The sequence below is a fragment of the Pseudomonas sp. TH06 genome (assembly GCF_016651305.1).
In the GTDB taxonomy this organism is placed as follows: domain Bacteria; phylum Pseudomonadota; class Gammaproteobacteria; order Pseudomonadales; family Pseudomonadaceae; genus Aquipseudomonas.
The window spans coordinates 1230635-1246079 of the sequence record NZ_JAEKEC010000001.1 but is presented as its reverse complement, the minus strand read 5'-3'; the positions used below and the strand labels follow the sequence as shown (position 1 = coordinate 1246079).

Below are 15445 nucleotides of genomic sequence, written 5' to 3'. Positions count from 1 at the left end.
ACCTATAATTCCAACCTTTTTGTAGGGACATGGACAGCCGAATGTCTGCCACTTATCGCGATGCCTTGCGTGCAGCGCTGCTCTATCTCGTACTTGCGACGGTCTGGTTGCAAGGTACTGGTTATTTATTAAACAATTTCTTCGATAACTCCGCCGATCTTGCGCGATGGCAACTGATCAACGGTTATGTTTTCGCGGTTGTCAGCGCCGGACTGATCTTTCTGGCGCGGGCGCGGCTGTGTGAGTTTCTCGGGATTGGCGCGCGATTGCGTGAGCGTCACGCTGACCGTGAACGCTTGCGGCAAGCGGCTGCCGTGTTCGATTGCACCCGTGAAGGGGTGCTGGTCACCAACCATCATGGGCTGATCGTTCACGTTAACCGCGCGTTTATCGAGATCACCGGTTATCAGCGTGAAGAAGTCCTCGGCCAGCAACCGAGTCTGTTCAAATCCGGCCATCATCCGCCGGAGTTCTATCAGGCGATGTTCACCACACTGGAGTCCCGGGGCGAATGGAGCGGCGAGATCTGGAACCGTCGTAAAAGCGGTGAGATTTACCCACAGTGGCAAACCATCCGCGTCATTCATGATGATCAGGGACGGCTCAGCCATTACGTGGCGGTGTTTTCCGACATCAGTGCAATCAAACATTCCGAACATGAGCTCAAGCACCTCGCCCACCACGACCCGCTGACCGATCTGCCCAATCGCCTGCTGTTCGGTGACCGTGCCGAGCAGGCGCTGGCGTCGGCGCAGACCCACAAGCGCGGTTGTGCACTGCTGTTGTTGGATCTGGACCACTTCAAGATGATCAACGACAGCCTCGGGCATAACGTCGGCGACCGCCTGCTCAAAGCGGTGGCCGCACGATTACAGGCGTTGTTCGGACCGGGCATCACGTTGGCGCGCCTCGGCGGCGATGAATTCGCGGTGCTGGCGGAAAGTTGTCCACAGCCCGGTCAGGCAGCGGCGCTGGCCCAGCGCATTCTCGACGCGCTGAAGGAGCCATTCTGCATCGATGGCCACGAGCTGTTCATCAACGCCAGCATCGGCATCAGCCTGTTCCCCAGCGACGCGTTAAGCGCCGATCAGTTATTGCGCAATGCAGACGCGGCGCTGTTCAAAGCCAAGGGCAGCGGACGAAATGGTTACGCGCTGTACACCGAAGAACTCACCGCCCACGCCCAGCAACGGGTGGAAATTGCCTTCGAGCTGCGCCGGGCCCTGGAACAGCAGGAACTGCGGGTCTATTACCAGCCGGTCCACGATCTGCAGACCAGTCGCCTGATCGGCGTCGAAGCGTTGGTGCGCTGGCAGCATCCGCAGCGCGGTCTGGTGTCGCCGGCCGAATTTATTCCCATCGCCGAACGCACCGGGTTGATTGCTGAAATCGATGCCTGGGTGATGCAGCAGGCTTGCCGGCAGATGTGCCAGTGGCAACTGGACGGTGTGGTGCTGTCGTTTGTTGCGGTGAATGTGTCGTCGCGACTGTTTGCCCGGCGCGAGTTGTATCAGCAGGTGGCGCAGGTGCTGCGCGACACCGGGCTGGATCCGGCCTATCTGGAGCTGGAAGTCACCGAAAGCGCGGTGATGGACGACCCGGAAGTGGCGCTCGAGCAGATGCATCGTTTGCGTGAATTGGGCATTCGTCTGGCGATTGATGATTTCGGTACGGGTTACTCGTCGTTGCTGCGGCTCAAGCGTCTGCCAGTGCAGAAACTGAAGATCGATCAGGGTTTTGTTGCCGGACTGCCGTGGGACGAGGATGACGCGGCGATTGTCCGGGTGATCATCGCGCTGGCCCGGAGCATGGGGATGCAAGTGCATGCCGAGGGGATCGAGCAGGCCGAGCAGGCGGCGTTTCTGCTGGAGCAGGAATGCGATCTGGGGCAGGGCTACTGGTTTGGCCGGCCAGTGCCGGCGGGGGGGATTGACTGGGGCAATATGCCCGTTATTGGATGAACCCGATTCTGTGGCGAGGGGATTTATCCCCGATGGGGCGCGCAGCGGCCCTAAAAAATAGGGACTGCTACGCAGTCCATCGGGGATAAATCCCCTCACCACAGGGTTATCTGTCGTTCCCGGATCTGCGCAAACCCTTGCCCCGCCAAATAATATTTTCTGGTTATATAAACATTCTTAAATAGTATTTTTAAGAATATCTGCGCCTCTCTTATATTGCTCCCACGCCAAACGCAGTGCCGCCCACTGCCAGGCATATCCCATTCAAAGGAGCAGCACCATGAGCGCATCACTTCGCAGCGTTGACGGTCAGGACGAAACCACCATCTTGCGTGAAATCCAGAGCGCTCTGCGCGATCTGCGTTTCGGCGCGGTGGAGATCACTGTGCACAACGCACAAGTCGTGCAGATCGAACGCAAAGAGAAATTCCGCTTGCAGCAACCGGGCAAACAACCGGGCTAAAAGATCGCAGCCTGCGGCAGCTCCTACGGGGGATTTATGTAGGAGCTGCCGAAGGCTGCGATCTTTGAACCGGCAACACGATTTCCGAAATACATAAGAAAAAGCCACCACCCAGAATTCCAGGAGCTTTCACCATGTCGTCGATTCGCCGTTACGCTTTGGCCGCCCTGGCCAGCGCTGTGTTTGCCGGTTCCGCGGTTGCCAAGGATTACGAACTGCTCAACGTGTCGTACGACCCGACACGCGAGCTGTATCAGGACTACAACGCTGAATTCATCAAGTTTTGGCAGAAAGATCACGCTGGCGACACCGTGAAAATCCAGCAATCCCACGGTGGTTCGGGCAAACAGGGCCGCGCGGTGATCGACGGTCTGCGCGCTGACGTGGTGACCCTGGCGCTGGCTGGCGACATCGACGAAATCGCCAAACTCGGCAAGACCCTGCCCGCCGATTGGCAGAAGCGTCTGCCGGAAGCGAGCACGCCGTACACCTCGACCATCGTGTTCCTGGTGCGCAAGGGCAACCCGAAAGGCATCAAGGACTGGGGCGACCTGGTCAAGAACGACGTCTCGGTGATCACCCCGAATCCGAAAACCTCCGGCGGTGCACGCTGGAACTTCCTTGCCGCGTGGGCCTACGGCCTGAAAGCCAACGGTGGTGACGAAGGCAAAGCCAAGGAATACGTACAGACTTTGTTCAAGCACGTGCCGATTCTCGACACCGGTGCCCGTGGCTCGACCATCACCTTCGTCAACAACGGTCAGGGTGACGTGTTGCTGGCTTGGGAAAACGAAGCGTTCCTGGCCCTGAAAGAAGATGGCGGCGCCGACAAGTTCGACATCGTCGTGCCTTCGCTGTCGATCCTCGCCGAACCACCTGTAGCGGTAGTCGACAAGAACGCCGAGAAGAAAGGCAACGAGCAGATCGCCGAAGCCTATCTGAAGCACCTGTACAGCCCGGCCGGTCAGGAAATCGCCGCGAAGAATTTCTACCGTCCACGTGACAAGGACGTGGCCGCGAAGTACGCCCAGCAGTTCCCGAAACTGGAACTGGTGACCATCGACAAGGACTTCGGCGGCTGGAAAACCGCGCAGCCGAAATTCTTCAATGACGGTGGCGTGTTCGACCAGATTTATCAGGCGCAGTAATCTCACCCTTACCAGCCTGATGTCTGGGCACATGAGATGTGGGAGTGAGCTTTTGTGGTGAGGGGATTTATCCCCGATGGGTTGCGCAGCAGCCCCGGAATCAAAGATTGCGGTTGATCAGTTAGACCGCATTTAATGGTTTTGCGACTGCTTCGCAGCCGATCGGGGATAAATCCCCTCACCACAGGGCTCGCTCCCACATTGATGCGTTTTTAACCAAGGACTTTTATGTCGCGTCGTATCTCCCCCGTCATACCCGGCTTCGGGCTGACGCTGGGTTACACCTTGGTGTACCTCAGCCTGATTGTGCTTATCCCGCTGGCGGCGATGTTCGTCCACGCCGCCCAACTCACCTGGGATCAGTTCTGGACGATCATCTCCGCACCGCGGGTGCTGGCGGCATTGAAGCTGAGCTTCGGCACTGCGCTGTGCGCCGCGATCATTAACGGCATCATCGGCACGTTGCTGGCATGGGTGCTGGTGCGCTACACGTTCCCGGGGCGTAAGGTCATCGACGCGATGATCGATCTGCCGTTCGCGCTGCCGACGGCCGTTGCCGGTATTGCGTTGACTGCGCTGTACGCGCCGGCAGGTCTGGTCGGCCAATTTGCCGCCGACCTCGGTTTCAAAATCGCCTACACCCCGCTGGGCATTACTCTCGCGCTGACCTTCGTGACCCTGCCTTTCGTGGTGCGCACGGTGCAACCGGTGCTGGCCGACATTCCCCGTGAAGTCGAAGAAGCCGCCGCGTGCCTGGGTGCGAAGCCATGGCAGGTGTTTCGCCACATTCTGGTGCCGGCGCTGTTGCCTGCCTGGCTGACCGGTTTTGCTCTGGCGTTCGCCCGGGGAGTCGGTGAGTACGGTTCGGTGATTTTCATCGCCGGCAACATGCCGATGAAAACCGAAATTCTGCCGCTGCTGATCATGGTCAAACTCGACCAATACGATTACACCGGCGCCACGGCCATCGGCGTGCTGATGCTGGTGGTTTCCTTCGTCCTGTTGCTGCTGATCAACTTGCTGCAGCGGCGCATCGAAACCCCATAAGGAGGCGCGAACCATGTCCCAATCGTCTATTGCGGCCGCCTCTTCGGCCAACGCTGCACGCCGTGGCAGCGCCACCTCGCGCAGAGTTCTGATCGGTCTTGGCTGGCTGGTGTTTTTCCTGTTTCTGCTGCTGCCGTTGTTCATCGTGGTATCGCAAGGTTTGAAGAATGGCCTCGGCGCATTCTTCACCGCGATTTTTGAGCCGGATGCTTTATCAGCACTGAAACTCACCGTGTTCGCCGTGCTGATTTCGGTGCCGCTCAATCTGGTGTTCGGCGTCAGCGCCGCGTGGTGCGTGAGCAAGTACTCGTTCCGTGGCAAGAGCATGCTGGTGACACTGATCGACCTGCCGTTCTCGGTGTCGCCGGTGATCGCCGGTCTGGTCTACGTGCTGATGTTCGGCGCCCAGGGCCTGTTCGGGCCGTGGTTGCAGGATCACGATATCCAGATCGTTTTCGCCCTGCCGGGGATCGTGCTGGCGACGATTTTCGTCACCGTGCCGTTTGTGGCCCGCGAGCTGATCCCGCTGATGCAGGAACAAGGTACGCAGGAAGAGGAAGCCGCACGCTTGCTCGGCGCCAACGGCTGGCAGATGTTCTGGCACGTCACCGTCCCCAACATCAAGTGGGGCCTGATCTATGGCGTGGTGTTGTGTACCGCGCGGGCCATGGGTGAGTTCGGTGCGGTGTCGGTGGTTTCCGGGCACATTCGCGGGGTGACCAACACCTTGCCGCTGCACGTCGAGATCCTCTACAACGAATACAACCACGTGGCCGCGTTCGCCGTGGCGAGCCTGTTGCTGATCCTGGCGCTCTTCATCCTGCTGCTCAAGCAGTGGAGCGAAAACCGTATCAACCGCCTGCGCGCCAGCGCCGCGGAGGAATAATTCATGTCGATCGAAGTGCGTAACGTCAGCAAGAATTTCAACGCGTTCAAGGCGCTGGACAACATCAGCCTGGACATCCACAGCGGTGAGCTGGTGGCGCTGCTCGGCCCGTCCGGCTGCGGCAAAACCACCTTGCTGCGCATTATTGCCGGTCTGGAAACCCCGGATCAGGGCAACATCGTTTTTCACGGCGAAGACGTCTCCGGCCACGACGTGCGTGATCGCAACGTCGGTTTCGTGTTCCAGCACTACGCCTTGTTCCGCCATATGACGGTGTTCGACAACGTCGCGTTCGGCCTACGCATGAAACCGAAAAACCAGCGCCCGAGCGAAAGCCAGATCGCGACCAAGGTGCATGAGCTGCTGAACATGGTGCAACTGGACTGGTTGTCGGACCGTTACCCGGAGCAGTTGTCCGGTGGTCAGCGCCAGCGTATCGCCCTGGCCCGAGCCCTGGCGGTCGAGCCGAAAGTGTTGCTGCTCGACGAACCGTTCGGCGCCCTCGACGCCAAGGTACGTAAAGAGCTGCGCCGCTGGCTCGCCCGCTTGCACGAAGACATCAACCTGACTTCGGTGTTCGTGACCCACGACCAGGAAGAAGCGATGGAAGTCGCCGACCGTATCGTGGTGATGAACAAGGGTGTGATCGAGCAGATCGGCTCACCGGGTGACGTCTACGAAAACCCGGCCAGCGATTTCGTTTATCACTTTCTCGGCGATTCCAACCGGCTGTTGCTGAGTGACGACAACCATGTGCTGTTCCGTCCGCACGAAGTGTCGCTGTCCAGGCATGAGCTGGAAGATCACCACGCCGCTGAAGTGCGTGATATCCGCCCTCTGGGCGCGACCACGCGGGTGACGTTGAAGGTGGAAGGGCAGACGGATCTGATCGAAGCCGAAGTGGTGAAAGACCACGACAGCCTGATCGGCTTGGCCAAGGGTGAAACCCTGTTCTTCAAACCGAAGGTCTGGCAGAAAGTCGCCAACCTCTAAAACGCAAAGGCTCCCTGTAGGAGCTGTCGAGTGAAACGAGGCTGCGATCTTTTGATCTTAAGAATCCAGATCAAAAGATCGCAGCGTGCCGCAGCTCCTACAGTTGTGTTGTGTGGCTATTGGGCTTAACTCGATTTGATCTAACTGCCCCACCAACCGTGACGCGTTCCTTGCCTAATCTCCAGGCTGTGCCAGGAGGCGCAGTGAAGAGTCCATGACGGACCGGCGTATCTCCTGGACCCTGATGCCAAGGAGATAACGATGAGAACGGAAGTCCACCGGCCCGCGCCGTGGCTCGGTTGCGCGCTGTTTGGCGCAATGCTCAGCCGACTGGCCAACGCCGACCCCACGCTGTCAACGCAAATACCTTTCGATGTCACGGCGACCCCGCCGTTTTCCCTGACCAGCCTGCAACAGAACTTCGATGAAATGTCGTGGCAGACGTTTATCGCCTTGAACTGGCCGGCGCTGGACAACGGCAATCCGAACACCGGCACGCCGATCGGCCAACAGGACGGCGCCACGGTTTGGGAAAGCTGGAAAGAGAGCTATCAGATCTTCCTCGCCCAAGGGCAGCCGCCTAATCCCTGGAACGCACCGGCGACTATTCCGAAAGTCTGCGAAGGCCTCGGTTCCGGGCGCTTGCTGCAACAGATGGGCAAGGTGCCGGATGTGCTCGATGAGTTTATCCAGCCGTTTCAGAGCGGGCCGCTGGTGGATCAGAGCGGGGTTTATACGCGCAACGAAATCGTCGTCAACCAGCCGATGTTCAACGACATCGTCAACAACGGTCTGTACAGCGTTCAGGGCCAGCAGGCGTTTTTTGCGGCGGATCCGAAAAACACGGTGGCGTTCAGTTGCGGCAACAACGACACCAGCCAGGTCGGTTCACTGATGGTCAAGGCGTCGTGGAAAGTCCTCGACGGCAATGACCGACGAGAGAAATTCCACACCGTCGATGCGCTGGTCTACACGCCGGGCAACAGCGACCCGAGCAAAGGTCCGGTAGTGCCAGAGTCGTGCAAGGCCGAACCGGTCGGGCTGGTGGGTCTGCACATCGTGCACAAGACCAGCAGTGCGCCGCAGTGGGTCTGGTCGACCTTCGAACACGTCGACAACGTGCCGGAGCAGTCCACCCCCGTGGCCGAGCGCAAAGGCCCGTATCTGTTCTACAACGCCAACAGTCAGGCGCAAATCAACCAGCCACCGCCGCGTCCGTGGAACCCGGCAGTCAAGGCAACGCCATCGCAGATCGTGCGCGAAGCGTCGTTGACCCCGGCGACCAAAACCCTCAACAGCACCTATCAGACGCTGTTGCGCACGGTGAACCCGAACAGCGTGTGGGCCAACTATCAATTGATCAGCACGCAATGGCCGACACTGACGCCGCAGCCACCGTGCCAGATCTCGAAAACCGAGCCTTTGGGCCGTCCGGCGCCTGCGTTCCTCGCCAACACCACGCTGGAAACCTACATCCAGGGCACCGTGCCGCAAGCGTCCTCCAGTTGCATTGCCTGCCACGGCAACGCCGCCACCCATGTCACCGAGTCGCCGCGCACCAGTTTCGCGGACTTCACCTACCTGCTCGAACGCGCACAATCGACTGGCGCGACAAGGAGTCAGCCATGAGCACCGATTTGGACAATTTCGCCGGTCTGTCTTCGGCCCTGACCGGCATTCCGCTAACGTTCATCGCGCCCTCTGTCGACCCGATCGACCTGCCGACGCAGTTTCTGACGTTCATCGGGCCGCGCATCACTCCCCCGGTATTGCAGGCATTACTGACCCAATACGCGACCATGCTGGCGGATAAAGTGCCGCCGGATCAGATCGCCCAAGCGGTGTTGATGAACGGCACGCAACCGGCCACCACGCAAACGGCGCAAGCCGCTCGATCAATCATGAAGCTCTGGCTGCTCGGCGTCTGGTATCAGCCGTACACCGTCGGCAACAACAAGGCTGGCGATCAGATGGTCGTCTCCGATCAGGCCTACACCCAGAGCTGGGCATGGAAAATTGCCCAGGCGCACCCCATGGGTTACAGCGAATTTTTCTTCGGTTACTGGAACGAAGTGCCGCCAAGCCTTGAAGATTTCACCGGTGTGCCCGCGAGCGGACAACAAGGAGCGTCGTCATGAGTAGCGAACAAGCAGATGTGGTGATCGTCGGCGCCGGTCTGGCCGGCAGCATCATCGCCTATCAGTTGGGGCTGGCCGGGGTGAAAGTGTTGGTGCTGGAGTCCGGGCCGGAGATTCCGGCCAACCGTAATCAGTATCTGGAACGCTTTTACACGGCGACCTTGAAGACCCCGGAATCGCCGTATCCGCCGGTCAGCACGCTGGACACGCCGCGCAATCCGGCCGAGCAGAATGCCCCGCGCGCGACCATCGCCGATTTGATCCTTGGCTGGGAAAACCCTGAAATCAGCTACCTGGTGCAAAAGGGCCCACTGGCCTTTACCAGCACTTATGAACGGGTCGGCGGCGGCACCACCTGGCACTGGGTCGCGACCTGCCTGCGCATGGTGCCCAACGACTTCCGCCTGAAATCGCTATACGGCGTCGGTGTTGACTGGCCGATCAGCTACAACGATCTGCAAAGTGCTTACTGTCGTGCCGAAGCGGAAATTGGTGTGGCCGCCAATGTGGCGGATCAGGCGTATCTGGGCATGACATTCCCGGATAACTACCAATTCCCAATGACCAGCATTCCGCTGTCACTGGTCGATGGCAGTTTTGTTGCGGCGGTACAGGGTAAGTCGTTCGACGGCTTGCCACTGGTGGTCAGCCCGACACCGGCAGGGCGCAATTCGCAACCCTACGCGGGGCGTCGCGTGTGCGCCGGCAACACCAATTGCACACCTATCTGTCCGATTCAGGCCAAATACGACGCCACGGTGACCATGAACAACGCGCTGAACACCGGCAATGTCCGGGTGCTCTACAAAACCGTGGCAAGCAAAGTCACGGTGGCGGCGGACAAGTCCATCAGCGGCATCGAGTTCATCCAGTATCAACTCGGTGACGGCCCGCCGACCGGCACAGGCGTTGCGGTTGGCCAGCGTTATGTGATCGCGGCCCATGCCATTGAAACGCCGAAACTGCTGCTCAATTCGACCAGCCCCGCGTGGCCCAGAGGCGTGGCCAACAGCAGCGGTCAGGTCGGACGCAGCCTGGCGGACCATCCGATCTATCTTGCCTGGGGCCTGATGCCGGAAGGCAAAGCGGTATTTCCCTATCGCGGACCGGTTTCAACGGCCGGCATTGAAAGTCTGCGCGACGGTGCCTTTCGCAGTCAGCGTGCGGCATGGCGAATCGAAATCGGCAACGAAGGCTTCAACTGGCCGGTGGGCGATCCCTACGTCACCGTCGCTGACCTGATCGATGGCGCCAACAACAGCGCTACCAATCCACTGCCACCCGCCAAAGGCCCGCAGCAAGTGTTGTACGGAACGGCACTGGTGCAAAAACTCAACGACTTGCTGACTCGTCAGTTCCGCATCGGTTTTCTGGTGGAGCAGGTCGAGGACGATCCGGATAACGCCAATTGCTACATCGTGCCGTCAACGCAGTACAAGGATCGCTTGGGCATTCCCCGCCCGGAAATTCACTACGACCTGTCTGACTACACCAAGGAAGGCTTCCGGCAGGCGAAGATCCTCGCCACGCACATCATCACCGAGCTGCTCGGCGCCACCGAGTTGACCAAGCCGCTACCGCCGGGGAAATTCAATTACAAAGGTGTGAATTACAGCTTCCAGGGCGCCGGCCACCTGATGGGCACTTACCGCATGGGTGATGACCCGCTGAAATCGGTGGTCAACAAGGATCAACGCAGTTGGGACCACAAAAACCTGTTCCTGGTCGGCGACGGCGTGTTCCCCAGCACCGGCACTTCCAACCCGAGCCTGACCATCGCGGCGTTGTCGATTCAGGCCGGCGACACCTTGGCCAATGATCTGAAAACCGCCACGATGCAGGTTCAAGCCAATCAGCCCTGGCAGGGCACGGGCGTGCAGATCAACGGGCCGAGTCCGCGCCTGGTGCGTTATCTCAGTGGGCGCTGGTTCGCCAGCCCGGCGGGCGGCATGGTTGACGGCAATGGCAGCGCGGGCGTGATCGCCAAGCCCGGCTACACCTTGTCGGGCGCCAACGAGGGGGCGTTGATCGGGCGGATCAGCAGTACCGGGGCGCCGTTTCTGATTGGCGATCTGGCGCAGATTCCTGCGGGGCAGCAAGGCGAATTGCAGCTGTGTATCAACGACGATCTGGAGGGCCGATATGGCGTCGGACTCGCCGACAATCAGGGCGCGCTGACGGTGCAGGTGACGTTCGGCGCGCTGTGAAGCATGCCGCGCAAGGTGCGCAGTCGCGCACCTTGCGCGGTTTTTCAATGCGCGGCTTTGTGTTCGCGCAGGGTTACCGGGCCGGAGCGCAGTTCAATCTCGTGCTTCAATTCCTGGCGCAGACCGAGCATGAACGCCACTTCCGCCACGACAAACAGCGGCCCGACGATCAAGCCGCTGAGATCATCGACAAACGCCGGTTTGCGCCCCTCGTAGTGATGCCCGACAAACTGGATCACCCAACCGATCACAAACATCGCCAGGCCGCTGCTCAGCCAGACCAGGGTGCTCTGCTGCGCCAGGACATGCCCGGCCCAGACCGACAAGCCCATCAGCACGGTCATCAGCACCCCAAGCTTCACTTCCAGACGCAGGTAAAACCATGCCGAGGCCAGCGCCAGCACCACGGCAGGGGATATCCACAAGCCGCCCGACGACCATTCCGGCCGCGACAACAGAACCGCGACCGCCACCACAATCAGCGGAATGCCGATAAAGTGGCTGGCGATGTTGCGCGGGTCGCGATGGTAGGCAGCGTATTGACTCAGATGATCGACGAGGCTTTTCATTGTTGTTCCTCCTTTAGGGTGATCGCAGCATGCCCCGGGTTCAGCGTACGCTCTGTCAGGCAGGCGACAATTAGGAGTGTTCATGGATAAGCGTTCACGGCTGCTGACCGGCCAGTGGTTCAGTCATTTGCCTGCGTCCTTTCAGGATAGTCTGCTGGCGGCGGCCCGGGAGCGGCGGCTGACGGCGGGGCAGCGACTGTTTCAGCGTGGCGATCCGCCGTGCGGTCTGTACGCGGTGCTCGATGGCGCCGTGCGCATCGGCGCGGTGAGCGAGCAGGGCAAGGAAGCGCTGCTGAGCCTGGTCGAGGCGCCGCACTGGTTCGGCGAAATCTGCCTGTTCGACGGTCAGCCGCGCACCCATGACGCCTATGCGGTGGGGCCGTGCACGCTACTGAATATCCCGCAGGCGCCGCTGCTGAAGTTGCTCGACGAGCATCCGCTGTACTGGCGGCACCTGGCGCTGTTGATGAGCCACAAGCTGCGCCTGACGTTTATCAATCTCGAACAACTGAGCCTGCTGCCGGCCCCGGCGCGCCTGGCGCATCGCCTGCTGATGATTGCCGAGGGCTACGGCGAACTGGATCCACCCCGCCGGGTGCTGCAACTGCCGCAGGAACAACTGGCGTCGATGCTGTCGCTGTCACGGCAGACCACCAACCAGATTCTCAAGGACTTGCAGGGGCAAGGGATTATAGGGCTCGGGTATGGCGAGATCGAGATCCTCGACGCCACGCGATTGCGCGCTCTGGCCACCATCTAGCGGCACCATACCCAAATGGTGTGGACCCATACTTGTGGCGAGGGGATTTATCCCCGTTGGACTGCGCAGCAGTCCCGGTTTTCAGGGCCGCTTCGCGACCCAACGGGGATAAATCCCCTCGCCACAAAGGCTCACTCCTACAGGGGATTTGTGTGGGGATCAGGAGCCGCGATAGGTCGAGAAACCGTATGGACTGAGCAGCAGCGGGATGTGGTAATGCTGATCGGTCTGCTTGACCTCGAATATCACCGGGATTTCCGGGAAGAACGTGTCGTGCTTGATCTTCTTGAAATACTCGCCGGTCTTGAACACCACCCGGTATTCGCCCGCCTCAAAAGGCTGTTTGGCCGGGAATAATTCTGCGATGCGTCCTTGTTCGTTGGTCGTGCCTTGGGCCAGTGCTTGCCAGTTCTCACCGACATGCTTTTCCAGCGTCACGTCGATGCCCGGCGAGGGCAGGCCGTTTTCCAGATTGAGCACGTGCACGCTCAACGGGTTTCCTGCGGCGAAAGCCAGGCTTGAGCAAGCGCTCAGGCCGAGCGCGGCAAGGGTCATGCGCAATGGGGTCATGATGAGTCTCCTTATTGGGAACGGGTGGTGGCAAGATCGGTTTTCTCGGCAGCCTTGATCGCACAGTTTTCATCTTGCTCACCGCCGCCGGAACCGGCCAGGCCCATGGCGCCGACCAACTCGTTGCCGGCGAACAGCGGGATGCCGCCGCCGAGCAACAGCAATTCGTCGAGGGTGTTGAGGTTGGCGGTTTCCGGGTTGCTGCGTGCGCGCTCGGCGAACAATCGGGTCGGGGTCTTCGTCGACAACGCGGTGTAGGCCTTGCGTTGACTGGCGGCGGTGTTGTGCGGGCCAACACCGTCGCCACGCAAGGTGATGAGCAGGTTGCCGCCCCGGTCGAGCACCGACACAGTGCCGGTGCAATTGCTGATTGCCGTGTCTGCCAACAGCCGGGCGGTTTTCAGATCGAGGTCGGCGTGGCGCGGCAGTTCTGGCGCCGCGAAAACGCTGGCGCTCAGGCCAATGCTCAGGCTGGCGAGAAGATATTTGACGGTCATGTACAGGCTCCGAAAGCGAAGGACGTCACCTTAGCGGCGCGACTTCGTCAGAACCTCGTCAGTCGGATTACAAGTTTGTAATGGGCAATGTCGCCGAAGGCGCCTAGCCTGTGTGCCTGATCAATCGAGGTGTGCCATGCGTTTGCTGGTCGTAGAAGATGAAGCCAAAACCGCGAATTTCCTCGCCAAGGGCCTGGGCGAGTCCGGATTCGCTGTCGACGTGGCAGTCAACGGCCTCGATGGGCGCTATTTCATTGAGCAGCAGGAATACGACCTGATCATCCTCGATGTGATGCTGCCGGGGCTCAATGGCTGGCAACTGCTGCAATTGATCCGTCAGCGCGGTGCCACGCCGGTTTTGTTCCTGACGGCCAAGGATGCCATCGAGGACCGCGTGCGCGGCCTCGAACTGGGTGCCGACGACTACTTGCTCAAGCCTTTCGCCTTCGCCGAATTGCTCGCGCGGGTGCGCACGTTGTTGCGGCGCGGGCCGATGCGCGAGGCTGAGTCGTACAGCATTGCCGATCTGGAAATCGATGTGCTGCGCCGCCGCGTCAGTCGTGGCGGCCAGCGTATTTCGCTGACCAACAAAGAGTTCGCCCTGTTACATCTGCTCGCCAGTCGTCAGGGCGAAGTGTTGTCGCGCACGCTGATTGCCTCGCAGGTGTGGAACCTGAATTTCGACAGTGACACCAACATGGTCGAAGTCGCGGTGCGCCGCTTGCGCTCGAAGGTCGATGATCCGTACATGCCAAAACTGATCCACACCGTGCGCGGCGTCGGTTATCAACTGGAAGCGCCGGACGATGCGCTCTAGGTCGATCGCCTGGCGCCTGGCGCTGGCGTTTGCATTGGTCTGCGCTTTGGTGCTGAGCGCGATTGGCGTGTTTCTGTACCGCTCGCTCGCCGCCGAAATCGCTTATCGCGACGACATGGCCCTGCTCGGGCGACTGGAGCAGGTGCGCGCCTTGCTCGCCGACAGCGATAGCCTTGATGCGTTGCAGGCGCGGCCACGGCTGTACCAGAACATGCTCGGCAATCTCGACAGCCTGCTGCTGGTGCGCCGCGCCGATGGTTCGAGCGTGATCGGCATCAACCCGCGCCAGCGCGACTTGCCGACACTGAAGGCGATCCCGCGTGAACAAACACCTCAGCGCCGCGATGTGCTGACCTGGCAAGCGGCGGACGGCGCGGAACTGGCGTTGTTGTCCGGTGAAGCGCAGGGGCCGAACGGCGAACCGCTGACCGTGATCGCCGGCAAAGTGCTGAGCGAGCGCGAGCAGATGCTCGGCAGTTATCGCCTGCGCTTGTACCTCTCGGTCGGGCTCGGCGCGTTATTGGCATTTGCGCTGGGGCTGGTGCTGCTGCGCCGAGGTCTGCAACCGCTACGGCAACTGAGCGAAGCCGTGCGCGGCATTGACCTGCGCAGTCTCGACCAGCGTTTGCCCGCCGCCGGCACACCGGCAGAACTGCTCGAACCGGTGCAAGCGCTCAACGGCATGCTGGCGCGTCTGGACGACAGTGTGCAGCGCTTGTCGCAGTTCTCCGCCGACCTCGCCCACGAGATCCGCACGCCGCTGCACACCTTGCTCGCCAGCAACGGTCAGGCGCTGAACCACCCGCGCAGCACGGCGGAATATCAGGAAGTCCTGGCCTCGAACATGGAAGAGTTCGAACGGCTCAAGCGCATGGCGGAAAACCTGATGTTCCTCGCCCGCGCCGAACAGGCCGAACGAGCGCTCAACCTGCAAACGCTGGATCTGCAAAACGTCGGCAGCGAACTGTGCGATTACTTCGAGGCCCTGGCGGATGATCGCGACCTGCGCCTGGAAAACCATCTGCACGGCGAACTCCGCGCCGATCAGCAACTGCTGCAACGCGCCCTCGGCAACTTGCTGGCCAACGCCGTGCGCCACGCTGACCTCGGCACTTCGATCAGCCTGCGGCGCCGCGAAGAAGCGGGCTTGTGCTGGTTGCAGATTCACAACCATGGCCCGGCCATCGCACCCGAGCATCTGGGCAAACTGTTCGACCGCTTCTACCGCGTCGATCCAGCCCGCGCTGAACCCGGGGATTCCGGAGGATTGGGGCTGGCGATCGTGCAGTCGATCATGCAATTGCATGGCGGACAGGTGCGGGTCAGCAGTGATGCTCTCGGCACTGTTTTTGAGTTGGGCTTCTCGGTGAACTGACTGACGTCATCGCG

General features: G+C 60.5%; 15 protein-coding genes. 12 read left to right on the top strand and 3 right to left on the bottom strand.

The window, feature by feature from the left end; genetic code table 11:
• Positions 1-41: 41 nt before the first annotated feature.
• From dibA to JFT86_RS05455, 9 genes are all read left to right on the top strand, one after another.
• The gene (gene dibA, locus JFT86_RS05495; protein WP_201236035.1) at positions 42-1961 is read left to right on the top strand and encodes a phosphodiesterase DibA; all 1920 of its coding nucleotides are present in this window, start codon (positions 42-44) and stop codon (positions 1959-1961) included.
• Between the two features lie 280 nt (positions 1962-2241).
• Positions 2242-2424: a sulfur starvation response protein OscA gene (gene oscA / locus JFT86_RS05490; RefSeq protein ID WP_034151822.1), complete on the top strand. Its 183-nt coding sequence runs from the start codon at positions 2242-2244 to the stop codon at positions 2422-2424.
• Positions 2425-2558: 134 nt separating this feature from the next.
• On the top strand, positions 2559-3572 hold the full coding sequence (locus JFT86_RS05485) for a sulfate ABC transporter substrate-binding protein (protein WP_150618403.1): 1014 nt from the start codon (positions 2559-2561) through the stop codon (positions 3570-3572).
• A 228-nt stretch (positions 3573-3800) separates the two neighbouring features.
• Entirely contained in the window at positions 3801-4619 is an 819-nt protein-coding gene (cysT, locus tag JFT86_RS05480; RefSeq protein ID WP_007917680.1) for a sulfate ABC transporter permease subunit CysT, read from the top strand.
• A 13-nt stretch (positions 4620-4632) separates the two neighbouring features.
• A complete protein-coding gene (cysW, locus tag JFT86_RS05475; protein ID WP_108224225.1) occupies positions 4633-5505 on the top strand; it encodes a sulfate ABC transporter permease subunit CysW in 873 nt (290 codons plus the stop codon).
• A 3-nt stretch (positions 5506-5508) separates the two neighbouring features.
• On the top strand, positions 5509-6498 hold the full coding sequence (locus JFT86_RS05470; protein WP_122747893.1) for a sulfate ABC transporter ATP-binding protein: 990 nt from the start codon (positions 5509-5511) through the stop codon (positions 6496-6498).
• A gap of 318 nt (positions 6499-6816) precedes the next feature.
• Positions 6817-8127, top strand: coding sequence for a cytochrome C (locus JFT86_RS05465; protein ID WP_242489526.1), 1311 nt, complete (start codon positions 6817-6819; stop codon positions 8125-8127).
• A complete protein-coding gene (locus tag JFT86_RS05460; RefSeq protein WP_201236033.1) occupies positions 8124-8636 on the top strand; it encodes a sorbitol dehydrogenase in 513 nt (170 codons plus the stop codon). The genes JFT86_RS05465 and JFT86_RS05460 overlap by 4 nt, the downstream gene beginning before the upstream one ends.
• Positions 8633-10843, top strand: a complete 2211-nt coding sequence (locus JFT86_RS05455) for a GMC family oxidoreductase (protein ID WP_201236032.1) — start codon at positions 8633-8635, stop codon at positions 10841-10843. Before JFT86_RS05460 ends, JFT86_RS05455 begins: the two co-directional genes overlap by 4 nt.
• 44 nt (positions 10844-10887) lie before the next feature.
• Here JFT86_RS05455 and JFT86_RS05450 read toward each other — a convergent pair whose 3' ends face one another.
• Positions 10888-11412 (bottom strand): Mpo1-like protein, encoded by a 525-nt coding sequence (locus JFT86_RS05450; protein WP_201236031.1) that lies wholly within the window; start codon positions 11410-11412, stop codon positions 10888-10890.
• Between the two features lie 82 nt (positions 11413-11494).
• On the opposite strand from JFT86_RS05450, the gene JFT86_RS05445 reads away from it, so the two are divergent.
• Positions 11495-12172, top strand: coding sequence for a Crp/Fnr family transcriptional regulator (locus JFT86_RS05445; protein ID WP_201236030.1), 678 nt, complete (start codon positions 11495-11497; stop codon positions 12170-12172).
• Between the two features lie 159 nt (positions 12173-12331).
• On the opposite strand, the gene uraH is transcribed toward JFT86_RS05445, so the two are convergent.
• Positions 12332-12742, bottom strand: a complete 411-nt coding sequence (gene uraH, locus JFT86_RS05440; protein ID WP_201236029.1) for a hydroxyisourate hydrolase — start codon at positions 12740-12742, stop codon at positions 12332-12334.
• Positions 12743-12753: 11 nt separating this feature from the next.
• Entirely contained in the window at positions 12754-13239 is a 486-nt protein-coding gene (locus tag JFT86_RS05435) for a heme-binding protein (RefSeq protein ID WP_201236028.1), read from the bottom strand.
• Between the two features lie 136 nt (positions 13240-13375).
• Here JFT86_RS05435 and JFT86_RS05430 point away from each other — a divergent pair, with 136 nt between their 5' ends.
• The gene (locus tag JFT86_RS05430; protein WP_201236027.1) at positions 13376-14056 is read left to right on the top strand and encodes a heavy metal response regulator transcription factor; all 681 of its coding nucleotides are present in this window, start codon (positions 13376-13378) and stop codon (positions 14054-14056) included.
• The gene (locus JFT86_RS05425) at positions 14046-15431 is read left to right on the top strand and encodes a heavy metal sensor histidine kinase (RefSeq protein WP_201236026.1); all 1386 of its coding nucleotides are present in this window, start codon (positions 14046-14048) and stop codon (positions 15429-15431) included. The genes JFT86_RS05430 and JFT86_RS05425 overlap by 11 nt, the downstream gene beginning before the upstream one ends.
• Positions 15432-15445 lie beyond the last annotated feature (14 nt).

Coding starts and splice junctions, on each gene's coding strand:
- dibA (WP_201236035.1), top strand. CDS start 42: ATGTCTGCCACTTATCGCGATGCCTTGCGTGCAGCGCTGCTCTATCTC.
- oscA (WP_034151822.1), top strand. CDS start 2,242: ATGAGCGCATCACTTCGCAGCGTTGACGGTCAGGACGAAACCACCATC.
- JFT86_RS05485 (WP_150618403.1), top strand. CDS start 2,559: ATGTCGTCGATTCGCCGTTACGCTTTGGCCGCCCTGGCCAGCGCTGTG.
- cysT (WP_007917680.1), top strand. CDS start 3,801: ATGTCGCGTCGTATCTCCCCCGTCATACCCGGCTTCGGGCTGACGCTG.
- cysW (WP_108224225.1), top strand. CDS start 4,633: ATGTCCCAATCGTCTATTGCGGCCGCCTCTTCGGCCAACGCTGCACGC.
- JFT86_RS05470 (WP_122747893.1), top strand. CDS start 5,509: ATGTCGATCGAAGTGCGTAACGTCAGCAAGAATTTCAACGCGTTCAAG.
- JFT86_RS05465 (WP_242489526.1), top strand. CDS start 6,817: ATGCTCAGCCGACTGGCCAACGCCGACCCCACGCTGTCAACGCAAATA.
- JFT86_RS05460 (WP_201236033.1), top strand. CDS start 8,124: ATGAGCACCGATTTGGACAATTTCGCCGGTCTGTCTTCGGCCCTGACC.
- JFT86_RS05455 (WP_201236032.1), top strand. CDS start 8,633: ATGAGTAGCGAACAAGCAGATGTGGTGATCGTCGGCGCCGGTCTGGCC.
- JFT86_RS05450 (WP_201236031.1), bottom strand. CDS start 11,412: ATGAAAAGCCTCGTCGATCATCTGAGTCAATACGCTGCCTACCATCGC.
- JFT86_RS05445 (WP_201236030.1), top strand. CDS start 11,495: ATGGATAAGCGTTCACGGCTGCTGACCGGCCAGTGGTTCAGTCATTTG.
- uraH (WP_201236029.1), bottom strand. CDS start 12,742: ATGACCCCATTGCGCATGACCCTTGCCGCGCTCGGCCTGAGCGCTTGC.
- JFT86_RS05435 (WP_201236028.1), bottom strand. CDS start 13,239: ATGACCGTCAAATATCTTCTCGCCAGCCTGAGCATTGGCCTGAGCGCC.
- JFT86_RS05430 (WP_201236027.1), top strand. CDS start 13,376: ATGCGTTTGCTGGTCGTAGAAGATGAAGCCAAAACCGCGAATTTCCTC.
- JFT86_RS05425 (WP_201236026.1), top strand. CDS start 14,046: ATGCGCTCTAGGTCGATCGCCTGGCGCCTGGCGCTGGCGTTTGCATTG.